15 protein-coding genes, 1 tRNA gene, 2 rRNA genes, 4 pseudogenes and 1 other annotated feature (1 of these 23 cut by a window edge) are annotated in these 19940 nt (G+C 61.3%); of the genes and pseudogenes, 11 read left to right on the forward strand and 11 right to left on the reverse strand.

The features are described 5' to 3' along the window. The 3 genes from ACNKFW_RS01085 to ACNKFW_RS01095 all read left to right on the forward strand — a co-directional run. Positions 1 to 2727 (forward strand): 23S ribosomal RNA (locus ACNKFW_RS01085); it begins 110 nt to the left of the window's first position. A 99-nt stretch (positions 2728 to 2826) separates the two neighbouring features. Then, positions 2827 to 2941: ribosomal RNA gene (gene rrf / locus ACNKFW_RS01090) — 5S ribosomal RNA — on the forward strand. A gap of 59 nt (positions 2942 to 3000) precedes the next feature. Beyond that, positions 3001 to 3077, forward strand: a tRNA-Met gene (locus ACNKFW_RS01095). Here the strand turns inward: ACNKFW_RS01095 and ACNKFW_RS01100 are convergent. Next, on the reverse strand, positions 3034 to 4806 hold the full coding sequence (locus ACNKFW_RS01100; protein ID WP_418024812.1) for a recombinase family protein: 1773 nt from the start codon (positions 4804 to 4806) through the stop codon (positions 3034 to 3036). The genes ACNKFW_RS01095 and ACNKFW_RS01100 overlap by 44 nt on opposite strands. Before the next feature lie 27 nt (positions 4807 to 4833). Then, the gene (locus ACNKFW_RS01105) at positions 4834 to 4965 is read right to left on the reverse strand and encodes a hypothetical protein (protein WP_374292936.1); all 132 of its coding nucleotides are present in this window, start codon (positions 4963 to 4965) and stop codon (positions 4834 to 4836) included. 555 nt (positions 4966 to 5520) lie between these two features. Here ACNKFW_RS01105 and ACNKFW_RS01110 point away from each other — a divergent pair. Next, complete coding sequence (locus ACNKFW_RS01110) at positions 5521 to 5904, forward strand: hypothetical protein (RefSeq protein WP_418024479.1); 384 nt, start codon at positions 5521 to 5523, stop codon at positions 5902 to 5904. Here ACNKFW_RS01110 and ACNKFW_RS01115 read toward each other — a convergent pair. The 5 genes and pseudogenes from ACNKFW_RS01115 to istA all read right to left on the reverse strand — a co-directional run bounded on the left by ACNKFW_RS01115 (position 5860) and on the right by istA (position 11807). Beyond that, positions 5860 to 7932, reverse strand: coding sequence for an AAA family ATPase (locus tag ACNKFW_RS01115; protein ID WP_418024481.1), 2073 nt, complete (start codon positions 7930 to 7932; stop codon positions 5860 to 5862). The two genes, ACNKFW_RS01110 and ACNKFW_RS01115, sit on opposite strands and share 45 nt — an antisense overlap. 180 nt (positions 7933 to 8112) lie before the next feature. Then, on the reverse strand, positions 8113 to 8877 hold the full coding sequence (gene istB / locus ACNKFW_RS01120; RefSeq protein ID WP_114669629.1) for an IS21-like element ISPve1 family helper ATPase IstB: 765 nt from the start codon (positions 8875 to 8877) through the stop codon (positions 8113 to 8115). Beyond that, positions 8874 to 9449 (reverse strand): annotated as a pseudogene (locus tag ACNKFW_RS01125) (Mu transposase domain-containing protein); the annotation flags it as partial. The gene istB (ACNKFW_RS01120) and the pseudogene ACNKFW_RS01125, both read right to left, overlap by 4 nt. 131 nt (positions 9450 to 9580) lie before the next feature. Next, a complete protein-coding gene (istB, locus tag ACNKFW_RS01130; protein WP_024843951.1) occupies positions 9581 to 10309 on the reverse strand; it encodes an IS21-like element ISPkr1 family helper ATPase IstB in 729 nt (242 codons plus the stop codon). Next, a complete protein-coding gene (gene istA, locus ACNKFW_RS01135; RefSeq protein WP_028717560.1) occupies positions 10239 to 11807 on the reverse strand; it encodes an IS21 family transposase in 1569 nt (522 codons plus the stop codon). The genes istB (ACNKFW_RS01130) and istA overlap by 71 nt, the downstream gene beginning before the upstream one ends. Before the next feature lie 115 nt (positions 11808 to 11922). On the opposite strand from istA, the pseudogene ACNKFW_RS01140 reads away from it, so the two are divergent. The 5 genes and pseudogenes from ACNKFW_RS01140 to ACNKFW_RS01160 form a co-directional block, all read left to right on the forward strand. After that, positions 11923 to 12885: pseudogene (locus tag ACNKFW_RS01140) on the forward strand (IS21/IS408/IS1162 family transposase); the annotation flags it as partial. Further along, entirely contained in the window at positions 12885 to 13613 is a 729-nt protein-coding gene (istB, locus tag ACNKFW_RS01145; RefSeq protein WP_062562743.1) for an IS21-like element helper ATPase IstB, read from the forward strand. The pseudogene ACNKFW_RS01140 and the gene istB (ACNKFW_RS01145), both read left to right, overlap by 1 nt. A gap of 127 nt (positions 13614 to 13740) precedes the next feature. Beyond that, positions 13741 to 14583, forward strand: coding sequence for a hypothetical protein (locus tag ACNKFW_RS01150; protein ID WP_418024483.1), 843 nt, complete (start codon positions 13741 to 13743; stop codon positions 14581 to 14583). 174 nt (positions 14584 to 14757) lie between these two features. Next, the gene (locus ACNKFW_RS01155; RefSeq protein ID WP_220185190.1) at positions 14758 to 15024 is read left to right on the forward strand and encodes a hypothetical protein; all 267 of its coding nucleotides are present in this window, start codon (positions 14758 to 14760) and stop codon (positions 15022 to 15024) included. Then, a complete protein-coding gene (locus tag ACNKFW_RS01160; RefSeq protein WP_085502597.1) occupies positions 15021 to 15335 on the forward strand; it encodes a type II toxin-antitoxin system RelE/ParE family toxin in 315 nt (104 codons plus the stop codon). Before ACNKFW_RS01155 ends, ACNKFW_RS01160 begins: the two co-directional genes overlap by 4 nt. 21 nt (positions 15336 to 15356) lie before the next feature. Here ACNKFW_RS01160 and ACNKFW_RS01165 read toward each other — a convergent pair whose 3' ends face one another. Further along, positions 15357 to 15602 carry a hypothetical protein gene (locus tag ACNKFW_RS01165; protein WP_418024485.1) on the reverse strand — a complete coding sequence of 82 codons (246 nt, stop codon included), beginning with the start codon at positions 15600 to 15602 and terminating at the stop codon, positions 15357 to 15359. Positions 15603 to 16381: 779 nt separating this feature from the next. On the opposite strand from ACNKFW_RS01165, the gene ACNKFW_RS01170 reads away from it, so the two are divergent. Continuing rightward, a complete protein-coding gene (locus ACNKFW_RS01170) occupies positions 16382 to 16735 on the forward strand; it encodes a hypothetical protein (RefSeq protein WP_418024487.1) in 354 nt (117 codons plus the stop codon). Here ACNKFW_RS01170 and ACNKFW_RS01175 read toward each other — a convergent pair. Together ACNKFW_RS01175 and ACNKFW_RS01180 are read right to left on the reverse strand one after the other, a co-directional pair. After that, a pseudogene (locus ACNKFW_RS01175) lies at positions 16633 to 16937 on the reverse strand (IS66 family transposase); the annotation flags it as partial. The gene ACNKFW_RS01170 and the pseudogene ACNKFW_RS01175 overlap by 103 nt on opposite strands. Positions 16938 to 16955: 18 nt before the next feature. After that, positions 16956 to 18221: pseudogene (locus ACNKFW_RS01180) on the reverse strand (IS3 family transposase). Beyond that, positions 17824 to 17940, reverse strand: a sequence feature (AL1L pseudoknot). Its footprint overlaps the pseudogene before it by 117 nt. A 334-nt stretch (positions 18222 to 18555) precedes the next feature. On the opposite strand from ACNKFW_RS01180, the gene ACNKFW_RS01185 reads away from it, so the two are divergent. Next, positions 18556 to 18693 (forward strand): hypothetical protein, encoded by a 138-nt coding sequence (locus ACNKFW_RS01185; protein ID WP_155987201.1) that lies wholly within the window; start codon positions 18556 to 18558, stop codon positions 18691 to 18693. Positions 18694 to 18967: 274 nt separating this feature from the next. Here the strand turns inward: ACNKFW_RS01185 and ACNKFW_RS01190 are convergent, their stop codons facing one another. Beyond that, positions 18968 to 19873, reverse strand: a complete 906-nt coding sequence (locus ACNKFW_RS01190; protein ID WP_024844225.1) for a LysR family transcriptional regulator — start codon at positions 19871 to 19873, stop codon at positions 18968 to 18970. Positions 19874 to 19940: the final 67 nt, after the last annotated feature.

Below are 19940 nucleotides of genomic sequence, written 5' to 3' on the forward strand. Positions count from 1 at the left end.
ATCTCCGAATGGGGAAACCCACCTGAAACTCGATTGTTGTTACCCTTGGGTATCAACAATTGGGTTAACCAGGTACTTATCACCTGAATACATAGGGTTTTAAGAGCGAACCCGGGGAACTGAAACATCTAAGTACCCGGAGGAAAGGAAATCAACAGATACTCCCCCAGTAGTGGCGAGCGAACGGGGACCAGCCGAGCCGTGAGAATGACCAGAATGGCCTGGAAAGGCCAGCCATAGCGGGTGACAGCCCCGTATGGGAAGTTTGATCGGACGCATTAAGTAGGGCGGGACACGTGAAATCCTGTCTGAAGATCGGGGGACCACCCTCGAAGGCTAAGTACTCCTTGCTGACCGATAGCGAACCAGTACCGTGAGGGAAAGGTGAAAAGCACCCCGACGAGGGGAGTGAAACAGTTTCTGAAACCGGACGCCTACAAGCAGTCGGAGGGGCCTTGCGCCCTGACGGCGTACCTTTTGTATAATGGGTCAACGACTTGGTCTATCTAGCAAGCTTAAGCCGTTAGGTGTAGGCGCAGCGAAAGCGAGTCTTAAAAGGGCGCATGAGTTAGATGGATCAGACCCGAAACCAGATGATCTAGGCATGAGCAGGCTGAAGGTTGGGTAACACCAACTGGAGGGCCGAACCCACACCTGTTGAAAAAGGTCGGGATGACTTGTGCCTAGGGGTGAAAGGCCAATCAAATCTGGAGATAGCTGGTTCTCCGCGAAAGCTATTTAGGTAGCGCGTCAGACGAATTCTCCCGGGGGTAGAGCACTGCATGGATGATGGGGGCCCACAGCCTTACTGAGTCTAAGCAAACTCCGAATACCGGGAAGAACTATCTGGCAGACACACGGCGGGTGCTAACGTCCGTCGTGGAGAGGGAAACAACCCTGACCAACAGCTAAGGCCCCCAATTCGTGGCTAAGTGGGAAAGCATGTGAGACTTCCAAAACAACCAGGAGGTTGGCTTAGAAGCAGCCATCCTTTAAAGATAGCGTAACAGCTCACTGGTCTAGTCAAGAGGTCTTGCGGCGAAGATGTAACGGGGCTCAAGCCACGAGCCGAAGCTTTGGGTGTGCATTTATGCACGCGGTAGCGGAGCGTTCCGTGATATAACGCCATCCGACTTCAGCTTTCCCTTGGGAAAGCCTTGGTCGGACAGGCGTTTACTGTGAAGCCGGGCCGTAAGGCATCCGGTGGAGTGATCGGAAGCGAGAATGTTGACATGAGTAGCGACAAACAGGGTGAGAGACCCTGTCGCCGAAAGTCCAAGGGTTCCTGCTTAAAGCTAATCTGAGCAGGGTAAGCCGGCCCCTAAGGCGAGGCCGAAAGGCGTAGTCGATGGGAACCAGGTTAATATTCCTGGGCCAGGAGATGGTGACGGATCGCAGGTGTAGTTCCTCCTTATCGGATTGGAGGGGCTGCTGAGCGGTTCCTGGAAATAGCCCTCCACAAGACCGTACCCTAAACCGACACAGGTGGACTGGTAGAGAATACCAAGGCGCTTGAGAGAACCACATTTAAGGAACTCGGCAAAATACCTCCGTAAGTTCGCGAGAAGGAGGCCCCGTTGGCAGGCAACTGTCGGCGGGGGGCACAAACCAGGGGGTGGCGACTGTTTACTAAAAACACAGGGCTCTGCGAAGCCGTAAGGCGACGTATAGGGTCTGACGCCTGCCCGGTGCCGGAAGGTTAAAAGGAGAGGTGCAAGCCTTGAATTGAAGCCCCGGTAAACGGCGGCCGTAACTATAACGGTCCTAAGGTAGCGAAATTCCTTGTCGGGTAAGTTCCGACCTGCACGAATGGCGTAACGACTTCCCCGCTGTCTCAAATGTGGACTCAGCGAAATTGAATTGTCTGTGAAGATGCAGACTTCCCGCGGTTAGACGGAAAGACCCCATGCACCTTTACTATAGCTTCGCACTGGCATCAGGATTGCGATGTGCAGGATAGGTGGTAGGCATCGAAGCGGGGACGCCAGTTCCCGTGGAGCCATCCTTGAGATACCACCCTTCGCACTCTTGATGTCTAACCGCGGCCCGTTATCCGGGTCCGGGACCCTGCGTGGTGGGTAGTTTGACTGGGGCGGTCGCCTCCCAAAGAGTAACGGAGGCGCGCGAAGGTTGGCTCAGAGCGGTCGGAAATCGCTCGTCGAGTGCAATGGCAGAAGCCAGCCTGACTGCAAGACTGACAAGTCGAGCAGAGACGAAAGTCGGCCATAGTGATCCGGTGGTCCCGAGTGGAAGGGCCATCGCTCAACGGATAAAAGGTACGCTGGGGATAACAGGCTGATGATGCCCAAGAGTCCATATCGACGGCATCGTTTGGCACCTCGATGTCGGCTCATCTCATCCTGGGGCTGGAGCAGGTCCCAAGGGTATGGCTGTTCGCCATTTAAAGAGGTACGTGAGCTGGGTTTAGAACGTCGTGAGACAGTTCGGTCCCTATCTGCCGTGGGTGTAGGATACTTGAGAGGAGTTGCCCCTAGTACGAGAGGACCGGGGTGAACGTTCCACTGGTGGACCAGTTATCGTGCCAACGGTAGTGCTGGGTAGCTATGAACGGACAGGATAAACGCTGAAGGCATCTAAGCGTGAAGCCCCCCTCAAAACAAGGTATCCCTTGAGAGCCGTGGAAGACCACCACGTCGATAGGCCGGAGATGTAAGCGCAGCAATGCGTTCAGTTGACCGGTACTAATCGCTCGATAGGCTTGATTTGATCCGGAAGAAGACAGACCTTCTTCCAAAAGCATCCTTGGACAATGTCTTTCCAGGTTCCCAAAAGAACCGGAAAACGCCGATCTCGCTCCTTTTCCGGTCTGGTGGCCAAAGCACGAGCAAAACACCCGATCCCATCCCGAACTCGGCCGTTAAGTGCCGTCGCGCCAATGGTACTGCGTCAAAAGACGTGGGAGAGTAGGTCACCGCCAGACCTGAAAAGAAGCGAGCATCTCTCAGAACGAGAAGCACCGCAAAACCGCGATGCAAATGGCGCGGGGTAGAGCAGCCCGGTAGCTCGTCAGGCTCATAACCTGAAGGTCGTAGGTTCAAATCCTACCCCCGCAACCAAAACTGTTTCTCCAATGATATCAATGTGTTGAATATCCGCGTTTGCGGATTGTCCATTGATTACACCCGCACGCCCCGCTTCCCGCGGGGCTTTTTGCGTTTGACCCGCCGCCGCGCCCACAATCTCATGCACCGGCAGACCGCAGGCCAGACGCAGCAGGCTCGCCAGAGCGCCGTGAAGATGGATGGCCAGCCCGGGCTTACCATCGCCACTGTCTTCCGCCGGGACCGGCACCAGCTCCACCTTGTCGATCAGTGCTCGCAGCGCCTCCTTCGCCTCGTCCATCCGCTCAGCCTCCGACAGGCCCGCGATCAACGCGCCGATCCGGGCGCGGTAGGTCTTTGCCATGCCCGGGTGGATCCGGATCGGGTCCGGGGCTGGGGAGGCCGAGAGCTGGCGTTCTAGGTCCTTCCGGCGGGCATCCAACTCGATCATACGGTCCTTCACCTGGTCCGCAGGCACACCGGCGATGATCGCGTCGATCAGCTTCTTGTGGTCGGTGATCACCTGCTTCAGTTCCCGTTCCAGATCAGCGCGCCCGGCCGCGCGGGTTGCCTGCAGCCGGTTGCGCTCGGCGGCATATTCCTCGCAGAAGATCCGCACCGCTTCCTCGTCCATCAGGTGGTGTTCGAGGGCGTTGAGCACCCGGGTCTCGAGATCCTTCTGCCTGATCACCGCCATATTGGTGCAGGCGGCCGCGCCCTTCTTGCGGGCGGTCGAGCAGCCGAAGCCGTCTTTTGAGACCTTCGAGAATCCGCCACCGCAGCAACCGCAGGCCATCAGCCCGGAAAGCAGAAATTTTGGGCGGCGCCGGTCCCAGATCGGCACATCGGTGTTCTTGGTCTTCATCGCACCCTGCCGTGCCTTGACCCGGTCCCAAAGCGCGTCGTCGATGATCCGCAGGTGCGGCACGGCGGTCTTGATTACCCGTTCGGGTGCATTCGGTTTGGAGACACGCTTGCCGTGATCCGGGTCCTTGCGGTAGTTCAGCCGGTTCCAGACCAACTGTCCCACGTAAAGCTCGTTATTCAGGATGCCGGTTCCACGTTCGCGGTTGCCGAGAATGGTCGACGCGCCCCACCAGCCGCCGCGCGGCCCGAGGATGCGCTCGATGTTCAGCGCTTCGGCGATCTTCCCGGCGGAGATGCCTTGCGCATAGTCCGTGAAGATCCGCCGCACGACCTCCGCCTCGGCGCGGTTGATGACGCGGTCACCATGTTCGGCCTTGCCGTTGACCTGCGTTGGGGGCAACACATCGTAGCCGTAGGCATTGCCACCGGCGAGCTTGCCGTCTTTTACCCGGCCTTTCTGGCCGCGATGCGTCTTGATGCCGATGTCGCGCAGCAGGATCTGGTTCATCGTCCCCTTCATGCCGATCAGCATGGCATCGACCTTGCCCTCGGTCAGGGTGTGGATGTCGATGCCGGTATGTTCCATCCGCTCGTGGAACTTCGCGATGTCGGCGAGCTTGCGCGACAGCCGGTCGAGCGCTTCGGCCAGGACGATGTCGAACTTCCCCGCCCTGGCATCGCGCTGCAGGGCCTCGATCCCGGGCCGGAACATGCTGGCACCTGAAATTGCACGGTCGTGATAGGTGGCGACGACTTCCCAGCCCTCGCGGGCTGCCAGATCGCGGCAGGAGTCGATCTGGTCCTCGATCGAGGCATCGCGCTGCTTGTCGGTCGAGAAGCGGGCGTAGATCGCCACGCGTAATTTTTGCTTCGTCATGGGGCATCTCCTTCGAGGCGGAAGGGATCAGTCGGGATCGGCGATATCGTCGCGGCGCGCGGCGTCGCGGGCGAGGGCGCGCAGGAAATGGCGGAACAGGTCGCGATCCTCCGACAGACCGCGATTCCCGGCAAGGGCTTTGTCGGCCGGAGAGGCCACGGGGGCCGAAACCGCAGGGCCGGGAGATGCAGAAGGAACGGCCGCCGCCTGCGCGGCGCCCTCCCTGTTGGCAATATCTCTCCGGTCTCGTGCCATGGGCCGAGTTGCTCCCTGCGCCGCAGGGCAGGGCCCGCCGGCGGTCGTTGATGATGATCCTGTGCGGGGCTGAGCCCGCGGCTGTTGGGAAGATCATAGGGCATGGGAACGTCTCTCTAAGCGGAAAACAGGGCTGTCGGGTCGTATGAATGTGGATAACTACCTGAAAATACGGAAATCTCATTCTCAAAAGGGGCAGCCGAGTTCAGGGGGCGGCTCATGGGCAAGCGCGCCGAACGCATCCGGAGCACCGGGCGGTGCGTCAGCCGGGCGCAGCGGACCATCGGGCGCGAATTATACGGATTTTGGGAAGGCTGGGCGTATGATCCGGCCTGCAGATCGCCTTGACGCCTCACCGGTAAAGGTTGGCTGCGATGCCGCGGATCGCCGACGGGATCCAGATCGCGGGGTCCGGGTGGTGGCACATTGCGGGTCTCCTCATCTATTGTGGGATGGGTTGTGTATGACGAACCGGGATTCTCGAAGTCCGTGGGGATGCCGACGATTTGCTCTGGCGCACCGTATCCCTTTGTTCTTTTGCGTCTGATCTTTCTCTTTTTTGCCTTGGTCACACCGGCGCGCCGAAAGACCCGGCGCGTTCCTGGTTTTTGTTTTTTGGTTTTTGCTCTCTTTCCTTTTTATTCCTTGGGGAAAGGAATGGGCGGCGGGCAGAGCCCGCCGCAGGGAGCGCCGTTTTTTATTTTTGGGCTTTTGGTTGGCGGCTCCGCCGCTTTATCTTTTTGTCTTTTGCAGGGGCCGGTTCGCCAGGATGACGGCGGGCGCGCGCCCCATACGTTTTTACTGGGGGCCGCGTGCGGGTTGCGTGTTCTGGCCTTCGTCTGATGCTGCACTGCGCACCCGGGCAAGCCAGCTCTCTGCTTCGGCGCGATCCATGTCGCGGGACGCGGCCAGCGCCCCGGCCATCTCTTCGAGCAGGTCGCGGTGGCTGTTGAGGATCTGGGTGGCGCGCTTCTCGGCAGCCTCCAGTTCCCGGCGGACACGAAACAGCACGTCAGGGTCCAGGGCGATCAAAGTGTCGGGATCGGCGGTCCAGACCGGACCCTGAGCACCAAGCCCATAGCGGGTCTGGATCGATGTGGCGATCATCGTGGCCTGGGCCAGATCGGAATCCTGACTGCCGCCGGCACCGGCCGAGATGTCGCCAAGCACGAGGCGTTCGGCGGCACGTCCGGCGAGCAATTGCGCCAGACGATCCTGCATGTCCTGCAATACGCCATGTTTGGCCTCTGCATCGAACAAGGTGCCGCCGCCGCCGTTACGGTCGAGGAACATCCGTTTGACAGGCCCGAGGCGAAGGGCCGCACAGGTGATGGCATGGCCACATTCGTGCAGGGCGACGCGACGGTCGATCTCAGGATCATGCGTGATGCGGAAAACGCGCTGGAGATCCGAAACGGTCATGTCCCGCTTCGCCCCACGGGCTACCGCCCGCGCCTGCCTGATGGCGGCATCGATATCCGCTGCCGAGCAGCCGACGGCGCGCGCGGCGAGGTCGCGCAGATCGGCCACGCGCCAGTCCGGCAGGCAGTGCCGGAACACGCTGAACAGACCCTCGGCATCGGGTAGTGGCACGTTGACGCGCATGTCGAACCGTCCGGCCCGCAGCACGGCGGGATCGATCATCTCGGGGTGATTGCAGGTGCCGACGACAACGACGCCCTCTTCCCGGGCGATGGCGTCCATCTCTGCGAGGAACGCGTTGATGACCTGGGTGCGATAGGACCGATTGTGCTGATCGCGATCCTCGCGCGAGCCGACAGCATCGATCTCGTCGATGATCAGCACGGTTGGTGCTTTGGCCCGCGCCTCGGCGAAGGTCCGGCGCATCTCGCGCAGCATGTCGCCGAGATGGCCCGCTGCCTGCCACTGGCCAAAGGTGCCCGTCACGACTGAGAAACCGGCGGAATTACCCATGGCGCGGGCGATCCAGCTCTTGCCTGTGCCAGGCGGACCGTAGAGCAGCAGCGTCCGGGTCAGGTCCTGCCATCCGACCTCGCCTTTCTTCCAGCCGCGCAGGTCTCTCACGATTTGCCGCGCCGCGCGGAGTGCTGGGGTGTCGCCATGGATATCCTCGAGCCAAGGGCCGTCAGCCGCGGCGCGTGGCGCCTTGACCGTGAGGGCTGCGATCCGTTCTGCGACGGCCTTCGCGGTCGGCGCCCGCATGGCGAGACCAAGCGTCAGTGGCTCCAGCTCGGACAACGCGGCATCGCTTGGGAGGGCAGCCCGCACCGCAGCCTCGTCGATACGGCCGGTCGCGCTGTGTGTGGCGCGCAGTGCGACGATCAGGATTTCCACTGTCAAAGGGACGAATGTGCGGCGTTTAACTGGGGGATGGTGCAGCACCGACGGTGCCTTGGCGATCTCGGGCAGCAGGATCAGGATCGGGATCCGCATGTCGATCGCCGTGGCGAGTTCCGCCGCAAAGCCGCGTTCGGCGTGGTCGGAGATCTTGCCGTTCATGAGTTCCGGGCCCAGCACCAGCAGACAAGGCTTGTCGCGCGGCAGCCGGCCCATGGACATGGCCAGTGACCAGCCTTGCGGCAGGGTATGGGGCAGCAGCTTCTTGAGCGCATCGATCAGGCTGCCCGGAATGCCTTCGATCACGGTGATGGCGCCCGGCACCAGCATCGCATCGCGGTCCTTTAGGCTGCCGATGCTGGCGGCAAGGCGCAGGAGCGGGATAAGCTTGCCCGCCGGCAGGCGGATCCGGGGCTGCGACGCGCCATCTTCGGCCGTCGCGGCAGGATCGCCGCCAGCCTCCGCAATGGCGTGGTGTTCTTCCGGGGAGACGTTCTGCGCGGCGGGGCTGGTGTTCAGGGCATCGAGCGCGGCGGATCCCGGAGGCGACATGGCGGTCTCCTGTCAACGGCGGTGCAATATCCGGCCACGCGGCGGAGTAAAATCCGGCCACGCGGCGGAGTAAAATCCGGCCACGCGGCGGTGACCGGCGCCATGGCGCGCGCGCTTACCAGATAGCTGGCGCGTGCCATGGCGCATTGGCCCCTTGGGCCAAAACAGCACCATCTGATTTCAGGACTTTTGTTGCTGCTTTCGGGCAGTGCTGTTGGCGAGACGATAACTCTCGCCGTTCATCTCGAGGATGCTGACGTGATGGGTCAGCCTGTCGAGCAGTGCGCCGGTGAGGCGCTCGGAGCCGAAGGTCTCGGTCCATTCATCGAAGGGCAGATTGCTGGTAATCAAGGTCGCGCCGCGCTCGTAACGTTGCGAGATCAGCTCGAACAACAATTCGGCGCCGGTCTTGGACAGCGGCACAAAGCCCAGTTCGTCGATGATCAGCAACTTGTAACCGGCCATTTGCTTCTGAAAGCGAAGCAGACGGCGCTCGTCGCGGGCCTCCATCATCTCACTGACCAGGCTCGCGGCGGTGGTGAAGCCCACGGAGAGCCCCTTCTGACAAGCCGCCAGTCCGAGGCCAAGGGCGATATGCGTCTTGCCCGTGCCACTTGGGCCGAGGGCAATGACGTTCTCGCGACGGTCGATCCATTCGCAGCGGGCCAGTTCCAGCACCTGCATCTTGTTGAGCTTCGGAATGGCGCTGAAGTCGAAGCTGTCGAGGCTTTTGACCGCGGGGAATTTGGCGGCCTTGATGCGGCGCTCGACCATCCGCCGCTCCCGGTCAATCAGCTCCAGTTCGACGAGGCGGGCAAGGTAGCGGACATGGTCCATGCCTTCGGCCGCGCATTGCCGGGCCAGCTTCTGATGTTCGCGCAGGAATGTTGGCAGCTTCAGGGCCTTGAGGTGATGGGTGAGCAGGATTTCCGGGGCGTCGTTCATGCCGCGTCCTCTGCATCGCTCGACAGCAGCCGCATATAGGACCCGGGCCTGGTCTTATCGACTGTCGTCCGCGGCAGATAGGGATAGCAGTCCAGGTCCAGCCGGGGCGGACGGTGTTCAACACGGCAAAGCAGCAGGTGCTTTACGGCGTCAAAGCCGATCGCGCCCATCTGAAGCGCCTGCTTTACCGCGGCATGCAGGTCAGCCAGATCGAAGGTCTCGAGCAACCGCAGGACCTGGACGTATTCGCGTCGGCCATGCCGGTTCATGCGAGCTTCCATCAGCCGGCGCAACGTTGCGAACTCCTCGGGAAGCTCCCAACCTTGCAACGGCGCGGCCTGATCAAATGCGTTGAGCTTCTGCTCCAGCAGCGGCAGGTAGTGGATCGGGTTGAAGATGAGTTCATCGCGATCCCAGCACCGGGGATGGCGGGCAATGACTTCGCCCCGACAGCCAATCACCACGTCATGGACATAAGCCCGGATCCAGACATCCTGATGGGCAAAGGCGACCGGCACCGAGTAGTCATTGGTCTTGTAGCGCACGAGCGATTGCGACGAGACGCGACCGGTGTGTCAATCGGCACGCAACTTTGACCCCCTTTCGGCGCCCAATAATGACCCCGCTTGGTCAGCACGGGTAGCTGGCCCGATGCGGTGTAGCCTCCATACAGCGCAACCGGATCGGGCCAGCGGCGTCTCGGTCATTCCCGCGTCTTGAAGCGCCAGCTCTCGTTGCCGGTCTCGACGATGTCACAGTGATGGGTCAGTCGGTCGAGGAGCGCCGTTGTCATCTTCGCGTCTCCGAAGACGGTCGGCCATTCGCCGAAGTCGAGGTTCGTCGTCACGATGATCGAGGTGCGTTCGTAAAGGCGACTGATGAGGTGGAACAGGAGCTGGCCACCCGTCTGGGCGAACGGCAGATATCCCAACTCGTCGAGGATCAGGAAGTCGAGGCGGCACAGGAGATCCGCAGTGCGTCCCTGTCGGTCGGCGCGGGCTTCGGCGTCCAGCTTGTTCACCAGGTCCACGACGTTGAAGAAGCGGCCGCGCTTGCCACGGCGGATGCAGGCCCGGGCGATGCTGACGGCAAGGTGGGATTTGCCGGTCCCGGTGCCGCCGATGAGGACGACGTTACGCTGATGCTCGAGGAACTCTCCGGAGGCCAGATCGCGCACCAGCGTTTCGTTTACGGGCGTGTCTTCGAAGCTGAACTCGTCGACTTCCTTGGCCAAGGGCAGCTTGGCGATGGTCATCTGGTATTTGATCGAGCGAGCTTGTTTCTCGCTGATCTCGGCGTTCAGCAGGTCGCCCACGATTTGCTGCGGTTCGTGCTGTCGCTTCACCGCCGTGGCGATGATCTCATCGTAGGCGGCCTTCATGCCGTAGAGCTTCAACTGGCCCATCGCGTCCAGCACCTGTGATCTTTCCATGGCGGGGTCTCCTGAGGCTGTCGTAGCGTTTGCAGTCGGCCACGGGCTCGCAGGTCAGGCGCAACGCGTCCGGCGTGGCGATGGTCAACGGAGGTGGTGGCTCGCGATGTCGGGCCAGGATGTTCAGAACGACCGATGCCGCCGGGGCGCCTTCGGTCAGGGCCTCGACGCAGGCAGCCTCGACGGCTTCCAGTCCATCCGTTGGGATCATGCTCAGGATCTGGACCATCTGACGGTCACCGTTCGGCACGCGCCCCAGCTTACGCTGGACGCGTCGTATCGCCGGCGGCAGTTCCCATTCCTTGAAGGGAGCGCCGTTTCGAAGGGCGCCGGGCTTGCGGGCCAGCACCGGGATGTAGTGCAGCGGGTCATAGATGGCCTTGTCGCGCCCGAAGGCGCGGTCGTGCCGGCCGACGATCTTGCCGTCCTGCCAGACCTCGACCCGCTCGGCATAGGCGCGGATCTCGACCGGACGGCCGACGGCGCGACCATCGACCGAGTAGCGGTTCTTGTCGAACCTAACGAGGCAGGTCTTGGACACCGAGGCCGGCACGGCATGGAATCCGTCGAAAGGGCCGACGTAGGGCACCAGGCTCGCCCGCTCATCCTGGAACACGTCCCAGATTGTCCGATCACGCAATTCCTGGTGCGGATGGGCCTTGGCCCAGGCAATACAGCGATCCTGAAGCCAGGCGTTGAGTTCCGCGTAGCTCTTGAAGCGCGGCCGCGGCACGAAGAACCGCCGCCGGACAACGCCAACCTGGTTCTCTACTTGTCCCTTCTCCCAGCCGGACGCGGGGGTGCAGGCGACGGGATCGACAAGGTAGTGTCCGCACATCTGCTGGAACCGGCGATTATACGCGCGGTCGCGGCCGACGAAGATCGTGTCCACCGCCGTCTTCATGTTGTCGTAGATCCCACGCGCACAGGCGCCGCCGAAGAAGGCAAAGGCCTTGTCATGGGCATCGAACACCATTTCCTGCGTCTCTCGCGGGTAGGCCCGGACGAACAGCATCCGGCTATGACAAAGCCGGACGTGAGCCACCTTCACCGTGGTGGTCACGCCGTCGATCAGAACGACCTCGTGACTCCAGTCGAACTGGTAGGCTTCACCCGGATCGAAGCTCAGTGGCACATAGGCGGCGGCTGACGCTTCCTGCTCCGCCTGCGACCACGAAGCCGCATAGCGTCGGACCGCGTCGTAGCCGCCGTCATATCCGAGGGCCCTGAGCTCTTCGAAAATCCGGATGCGGGTCAGCCGCTCGCGCTTCGGCTTGCGCGCATTCGCCGCCAGCATCTCGTCGAGCTTGCCTTTCCAGGGACCGATCTTCGGCTGCGGTTGGACGGTTCGCTCGTAAGTCATCTCCGTTGCGCCGGACCGGATCACCTTCCGAACCGTGTTCCGCGATACCCGCAGCTCTCGGCAGATATGCTTGATCGACTTCTTGTCCTGGAAATACGCCCGGCGGATCTTCGCAATCGTCTCCACAACCAGCATCCCACACTGTGCCCCCCGATAGCCTCGGAGGCATCATGACCATCAGCGTAAGGGGGGTCATTTTTGGAAGCCGATTACCCCGTTACGGGGTCAATTTTGCACGCCGGTTCACACCCATGATCGGGCTTTCGCCTTCTTCAAGGGCACCTGCACCCGCGGGATCTACGACAACATGAAGACGGCGGTGGAGACCATCTTTGTCGGCAAGGAGCGCCTCTACAATCGTCGGTTCCTGCAGATGGCCAGCCACTATCTGGTCGAGCCCGTCGCCTGCACCCCGGCCTCGGGCTGGGAGAAGGGTCAGGTGGAGAGCCAGGTCGGCACGGTTCGCCAACGGTTCTTCTCACCCCGGGTCAGGGTCAAGAGCTACGAGGAACTGAATGCCTGGCTGCTGGACAAGTGCATCGCCTCGGCCAGGAGCAGCAAGCATCCGGAGTTGACGGACAAGACCATCTGGGAAGTCTTTCAGGAAGAACGCCCGCACCTCGTCCCTTATGCCGGGCGCTTCGACGGCTTCCACTCGCTGCCTGCGGCGGTATCGAAGACCTGCCTCGTGCGGTTCGACAACAACAAATACTCTGTCGCGGCAACGGCTGTCGGGCGGCCGGTCGAGATCAGGGCCTATGCGGAACGGATCGAGATCCGGCAGGAAGGGCGGCTGGTCGGGGACCATCCCCGTCACTTCGGGCGGGACCGGACAATCTACAATCCCTGGCACTATGTGCCTGTCCTGCTTCGCAAACCCGGGGCGCTGCGCAATGGCGCACCGTTCAAGGACTGGGTTCTGCCCGGCGCCCTCGAGCAGATCCGTCGCAAGCTGCAGGGCTCCTCGGACGGTGACCGCCAGATGGTGAAGATCCTCGGCGCCGTGCTGACGGAGGGAGTTCCCGCCGTGCAGAAGGCCTGCGCCGAAGCGCTCTCGCAGGGCGTCCACTCCGCCGATGTGATCCTCAACATCCTGTCCCGCAGGTGCGACCCGGAGCCGCCACCCTTGCTGCTCACCTCTCCGGCCTTGCGCCTGACCCATGAACCGGTGGCCGACTGTGCCCGCTATGACCTGCTGCGGAGGGCCGGCTGATGGATCGTGCAGAGATCATGGCAGCGATGGGCGAGCTGAAGCTCTACGGCATGCGCGCCGCTTACGACGAACTCATGGCGGTGGCTGTGCGCCGCCAGCACGAACCCCGCCAGATCGTCGGAGATCTTCTGGCCGCCGAGATCAACGAGAAGAAGGCGCGCTCGGTCAAATACCAGATCACCACCGCCAAGCTGCCCTATGCCCGGGAGATCGAGGAGTTCACCTTCGATGATACGCCGATCAACGAGACGCTGGTGCGCGACCTGGCCAGCGGGGAATTCCTCAGCCAGCAGCGCAATGTCGTGCTGGTCGGCGGCACCGGGACCGGCAAGACCCATATCTCCGTGGCGATCGCGCGCGCCGTCATCCGCAACGGCGCTCGCGGCCGCTTCTTCAACGTTGTGGACCTCGTGAACAGGCTGGAGGCCGAGGGCCGTGCAGGGCGGGCCGGCCGGCTGGCCGAGCATCTCATGCGGCTCGACTTCGTCATTCTCGATGAACTCGGATATCTGCCATTCGCGCAGTCCGGCGGCCAGTTGTTGTTCCATCTGATCAGCAAGCTCTACGAGCAGACTTCCGTCATCGTCACCACCAACCTCGCATTCGGAGAGTGGCCGACCGTCTTCGGAGACGCGAAGATGACCACCGCGCTGCTCGATCGTCTCACCCACCACTGCGACATCGTCGAAACCGGCAACGACAGCTGGCGCATCAAAACAAGAGCCTGACCGCCCTCCAAAACGCAGGCCCGCGTCGGCTGCGCCAGCTGAAAAGCTACGCCGCCACGGGCCTGCTCACCACATCGCCAGAGGGGTCCCTTTTGGACGCCGATAAGGGGGCACCATTCAACGCCGATTGACAATCTTTGCTTTGTCATCGGTAGCCGACTTTCATCGCGTGGATCAGCTGCCGATGGCAGGCGATGCCCCGGTTTTCCTCAGTCTGGATTGCGGTGTCGGTGGCGAGGCTCTCGCGGTTATGGGGCCGCCAGAGGCATTTCCGGGGGCTGAATGGGGAAGCGGGACGACAGCGCCGGTGCTGATGGGGCCTGCACCCGAGTTGGCAATCGGTGCAAAATTGTCTGTGCAGAAGCTGATCGAACTTGGTGTGGGTAATGCCCATCTTTTGAATATCGGCACAGATGTGGATGGACCTGCCTCTGGCTTTGGACGGCGGTTCTGGTCCTGGTTGTCAGGAAAGGCTCCGCTGGAGATCGCAGCGATGCAGTCTGTCGGAGTGCAAAGCTTATCTTACAGTGATCGCTATCTGCTTTCACCCTACACGCTTCGGCTTTTGTCCGAGGTGCTGAAATCTGCGCCGGGCGCAGGTGACGCCCGCAAGGAGATCACGCTGGCCTTCGCTGACAGGCCGCGAGAAGAGCCACGCTTCCTTCACGACACATTTCCCGCCGACACGGCGCGGCGTGAGGTCATGTGCCAACTGGTGCCGGGAGCGGATGTCCGTCTGCTTACAAAGGCAAAGATGGCGCATAACAGAAGCCTGGCGATCACCTTGAAAGATGGGCGTCAACTGACGATCCACCTTGATCAGGGCTTTGGAGGATGGCGAGTCGATGGGGTGCATCGGCATGATTTTAGTGCGTCGGAAGCGGCGCAGGCCAGGGCGATCTCCGTTGCGGTCTTCGGTGTCAGTGGGGACAAAATGGCCGGCGCACCGATTGCGATAAGTAAAACATAGGCGCGAATGGTGAAGGAATCTCGGGGGTGAAGTTGCTATTGAAGCATGTGGGGTGTTCGGGGAGGTCCGGCTCATGAATGCAGATTGATCATCTGTATGCTGTATGCTGCTCGTCGAAATGGATTGAGTCCGAAGCTGCTTCAGGTATGATGTAGTCATACTGTGGGGGCTTTCATGACAGTTAAAACCACGCTGAGTTTCACGGACCGCCATCACCGTTTCCTGACGGAGAAGGTCGGGGCAGGTGTCTTCGCCTCGCAATCTGCGCTCGTCGCGGCTGCGCTGGAGCAGATGATCCAGGACGAGGAGGAGCGCGAGATCGCGCTCGGTGTCTTCGCCGACGAGATCCGAAGCAGGCTGCAGACGCCACGCGATGCCTTCGTTGATGGTGATGAGGTATTCGCCCGGGCTCGCGCCCGCCTGGCATCTGGTGAGAGGTGACCTACCGCATTCGCTTCCATCCTTCGGTAGCCGACGACCTCGACTGGATTGCCGAATGGATCTCTGACTATGCGGGAGCATCCAGTGCTGCGGCCAAGCTTGATGAAATCGAACAGGTGATCCGCAGTCTCGCGCTGACCCCGCACAAGGGGAGCAGACGCGATGAGATCTCTCCGGGGCTTCGGGCGATCCCGGCCGGACGAAAGGGCATCGTGGTGTTCGCAGTCGATGATGACGTGCGCGAGGTCTTCATCTATGCGGTAAGCTACGGCGGGGCGGATTGGGTTCGGCGGAGCAGGGCGCGCAGTTGAGTATGCGTTGCGTGCAAGGCCTCAGGCTGCTATTGTGAGGCAGGGCGGGATGATCGCTTTGGACATTGCGAAACAGTTTACAAATCCTGCCCCCGCAACCACTGAGACCAACACTCCCGAGCGGTTCCCGCCGGGAGTTTTGCTTTTTGTGCCGGACTTTCCGTCCTGACGCGCCACCCATTCCAGGATCGTCGCCAGATCGCCATGCAGGCGGGCGTAAACCTCGCCGCGGTTCGGGCCGGGGGTAAGGACGATCTTTTCGATCAATACGCGAAGCTGGTCGGCGGATTCGGCTCGGGTCTCGGGGTGGTTCGTGGCACGGTATACACCCGTTCCTGGCGTGGCGATGGTGCTGCTGTCGTCACAGCTGACATGAATTTACCGCTACGGGTTCAGCGAGAGCCTGATCAAGGCGCGCGCCTCGACGAGGCAGTCACCTTCGGTTTGGCGATAACCATCGCTATGCCCGGCGTAAATGAAATCTATGATCAAGTTCGTGATCGTTTGCGAGATTTGCAGCGGGCACAGGCTAGGTAGCAGCAGGAGTCCGTTCGCAGATGTGCCGCCTTTTGAGGCTGTCACTGAGCGGTGCAGTGAAATCCAGGCCCGAGTCAATTGGCGACAGGACCATAGTGTCCCGCTCTCTGATCCAGCTTGGCATTGACAGATGGAGTGGGAAGGTTAGGGTCTAGAGAGAGGGGCTTGTCACGGTTTCTCCAATGATCGAGATCGATTTCCGCGTCCGTAGAAGATAGCCGAAAGGGCGTTTTTCTTTTTCTATACAATGACTTCTAGCGAGTGTTGGTCTCGTTGGTTGCGCGCCCTGCAACCAAAATAAACAAAGATATCAGACACTTAGAACCAGACGTAAATCGTCGGGGTTTGTGCGTTCCAGTTTACATCAACGCCACATCAACACGACACCAGAAAGACCGCACCAGCACGCATAATCACGCATTCGCAGGCAGCGGCAGGCAACTCGCAGTTGCGCGCGATTCCGGTTCCCGCCATCATTAACCCGTGGTTCTCTCGACGGTGGATTGAAGATGAAGGATTTTGGGCCGGGTTTCCCCGAATGGACCGAACTCGGCCAGGATGGCGGACTTGATCCCCTTGGAATGCAGCGCCCCATCGAAGCGATCTATCATTCCCTGCTGCCCGGCATCAGCACCATCACGCTGCGCTTCAGGTACTATTCGTTCTTCGTCTGGATGCTTGAAGTCTATGCAAGAGAGCAAGGAAACACCGATCCCGTTGCCTTCCGGGCGTTCCAGCGACGCTGTGAGACCCTCTTTGCCCTTATTGCTGCGCGGATGAGGGCTACGCCCTCCTCGGCAATCGGCGCGGGCCCGGTGCGGGTGATCTCGATCAGCTTGCGGCGGGCATGTGCCCAGCGATAGGCAAGCTGGATGCCGGGGCCGGCGCAATCAGGCGGTTGTATCCCGCATAACCGTCGACCTGCAGGATGCCGCCGAAGCCGTTCAATATCCGTTCGGCATGCTGTCCGCCCCGACCGGGGGCGTCAGTGAAGACCACGCCCGGTGGAGACGTGCCGCCCCAAGGCCGGTCATCGCGGGCCAGTGAACCGCGCCGGGTTTTCCGGAGGCTGATTTGGGTTAGTTACGCGGCCATGTCTTCAGTTTCCAGAGCGGCGTAGAAGTTGGCCTCTGCTTCCGAAGGCGGGATGTTCCCGATCGGTTCGAGCAGACGGCGGTTGTTGAACCAGTCGACCCATTCCAGCGTGGCATATTCGACAGCCTCGAAGCTGCGCCACGGGCCGCGACGGTGGATAACCTCAGCCTTGAAGAGGCCATTGATCGTCTCGGCCAAGGCGTTGTCATAGCTGTCGCCGACGCTGCCCACCGATGGTTCGATGCCAGCTTCCGCCAGCCGCTCACTGTAGCGAATGCTCAGGTACTGCGAACCGCGGTCGCTATGGTGGACCAGCCCCATGCCCTTGGACGGGCGCCGATCATGCACGGCCTGCTCCAAGGCATCGAGCACGAACCCTGCATGGGCGGAAGTGCTGACGCGCCAGCCCACAATCTTGCGGGCATAGGCATCGATGACGAACGCGACGTAAGCGAAGCCTTTCCAGGTGGCGACATAGGTGAAGTCGTCGTCCATTGGGCTCGGACCAATGGCGCCACAATGGACGACCCCAGAGCATGTTCGGCGCAGGCACGCGAAACTGGCGGTTGACCTTGTCCAGCGGGCATGGCGCCTTCTTGTCCGGGATCGTGGTCCGGTGCGGCTTGCCGCGAATAATCCCCTGAACGCCCATGCCCTTCATCAGCCTTGCCACCGTGCATCGGGCAATATCGAAGCCTTCTCGGCCCAGCTGCCGCCAGACCTTGCGCACGCCGTAGACGCGCCAGTTCTCCTCGAACACGCGCAGGATCTCTGGCCGCAAGGCCTCGTCCCGGCGCGCCCGGTCGGACTGCCGCGTGGGATCGGCCCGCTTCGCCAGATGATCGTAATAGGTGGACGGGGCAATCGGCAGCACGCTGCAGATCGGCTCGACCCCGTGTGCATCCCGATGCGCGTCAATGAACGACACCATCACTTCGACCGGCGGTCGAGCTCCGCCATCGCAAAATACGCTGATGCCTTGCGCAGGATCTCGTTCGCCTGGCGCAGTTCCCGGTTCTCCCGCTCCAGCGCCTTTATCTTCTCGGCCATCTCGGTCGGTATGCCCGCGCGCCTGCCGCTGTCGACCTCGGTCTTCTTGACCCAGTCATTCAACGTCTGCGGGGTGCAGCCGATCTTCGCCGCGATCGACATGATCGCCTGCCAGCGCGACGGATGCTGAGCCTCGTTGTCGAGAACCAGCCGCACCGCACGTTCGCGCACTTCAGGGGAAAACTTGGTCGTCGTCTTGCTCATGATGCTCCATCCTACTCAGGAGTTGGAGCCTCCGGAAAACCCGGCGCGGTTCATTCTGTTAAGATTGCCACCCTTCCGAAACTGCCTTGTTGGACCTCTGACACCTGTTTTCATTCAAAATCAATGAGATACAAGATTTCATCCTAAAGGATTTCCCACCGCCTATCTCAAACTAATTCCCACGCACACAGCGGCGGCTATGATCCGGAAGCCTTGGCGCGGCTGGTCCCGGGGGCTGACGGCGTGATCCCGGTGCCAGTCAAGACGCGGGTCGAGCTTGCGGCGGGGGGCGCCGACATGCGCAAGGGCTTTGCGGCGCTCGCGGCGCAAGCCGATGGGGGTCTATCCGATCCTGGCACAGCGCTATGGACAGCAGCACGGCGCGGCCGTGGTGATGCTGGTGATGACGGTGCTGTCGTTCTTCTCCATCAGCCTCGTTCTCCACCTGGTTGTCGGAAATCCGGTCGCATAGCCTTTCCCATGCAATCGTGCCCTGTGCCACAGGATGTCCTCGGCCAGCTCGGCACCCTCATCGGCCATCGGCTCACCAATGCGATGGATCGCGAAACCATCGAGAAAGCCTGCGGCGAAATGGATCGCAGCGCCCCCGCCTTCATTCCAGCGCCGAGTCCGGGCGAAGCAATCGTCGTGGCACCAGAACCGCCCGCACCAATGCCGGTGCAGATGATACCTCTGCCCCCTGCACTGAGACCATCCCTCGGGCTCTGCCCGCGCCGCAACGCCTTTCAGGAGTCCAGGCGCATGCCTGCCATCTCTCTTGCCAGCGCGTTGCACATCAGATGCTTGGCCGGGTCGATGGGGCTTGAGGTGGATACGAAGATCCCCACCCGGATGTTGGCAAGCATCTCCTGGATCAGCGGCACGAAGCGGAGCCGGCCGTCTTCGATGTCGTCGTAAAAGCCGATCTTGGTATAAAGCCCGATACCATGGCCGCCCAGGATCATTTGCTTGGCGAGAAACAATGTGTTCGTGAAAATATGCGTCGACAGCGGTGTAACCAATGTCGTGATGGCCTGATCGATGATCGAGTTGCCGCCTCGGGCATCGATGGTGCGCACCAGCCGGTAGGCGGCAATATCGTCTATTGTCACGCTGGTCCTGCCTGCGAGCGGGTGGTCAGGGCGAAGAATGACACCGAAGGGCGCGGATTTTTCGGATAGCAGCCTGACGCCGGGATGGTCCGAGAAGGTAAAGGCGATTCCGATCTCTGCCGCGCCGCCGGCCACGGCCTGCACCGCGTCCTCGGGTTGGGCGGTGGTGACGGAGATCGAGATGTCGGGATAGCTCTTTCCGAACTCGTTCATCGCCCGGGGCAGGCAGCCCATCGCAATCGAATCGATCGTGCAGATGTTGATATGCCCGGTGCGCAGATCGCGCATGTCGTCGATCAGGATCTTGGTGCGCTCGAAATCATGCAGCACCGTGCGGCAATGCTCCAGAAGGATCGCGCCCACGGCCGTCAGCTCCACGCCCTCCGGGGTGCGGTCGAAGATCGAGACGCCCAGCCGCTGCTCGACGTTGAGGATCTTGCGGTTTACCGAGGTGGACGAAACGTTGAGCAGCTGTGCCGCCTTGCGGATCGACCGCTGCCGGGCGACCTCGTCGAAATACTTCAGGAAGCTGGTATGCATGCTGCCTCGACACCAGGGGGGCGATGCGGTTTCTGCACCACTGTTGGTAAAACTTTCTCCTATCTGC

It is taken from the genome of Paracoccus sp. TD-10 (genome assembly GCF_048270675.1).
In the GTDB taxonomy this organism is placed as follows: domain Bacteria; phylum Pseudomonadota; class Alphaproteobacteria; order Rhodobacterales; family Rhodobacteraceae; genus Paracoccus; species Paracoccus pantotrophus.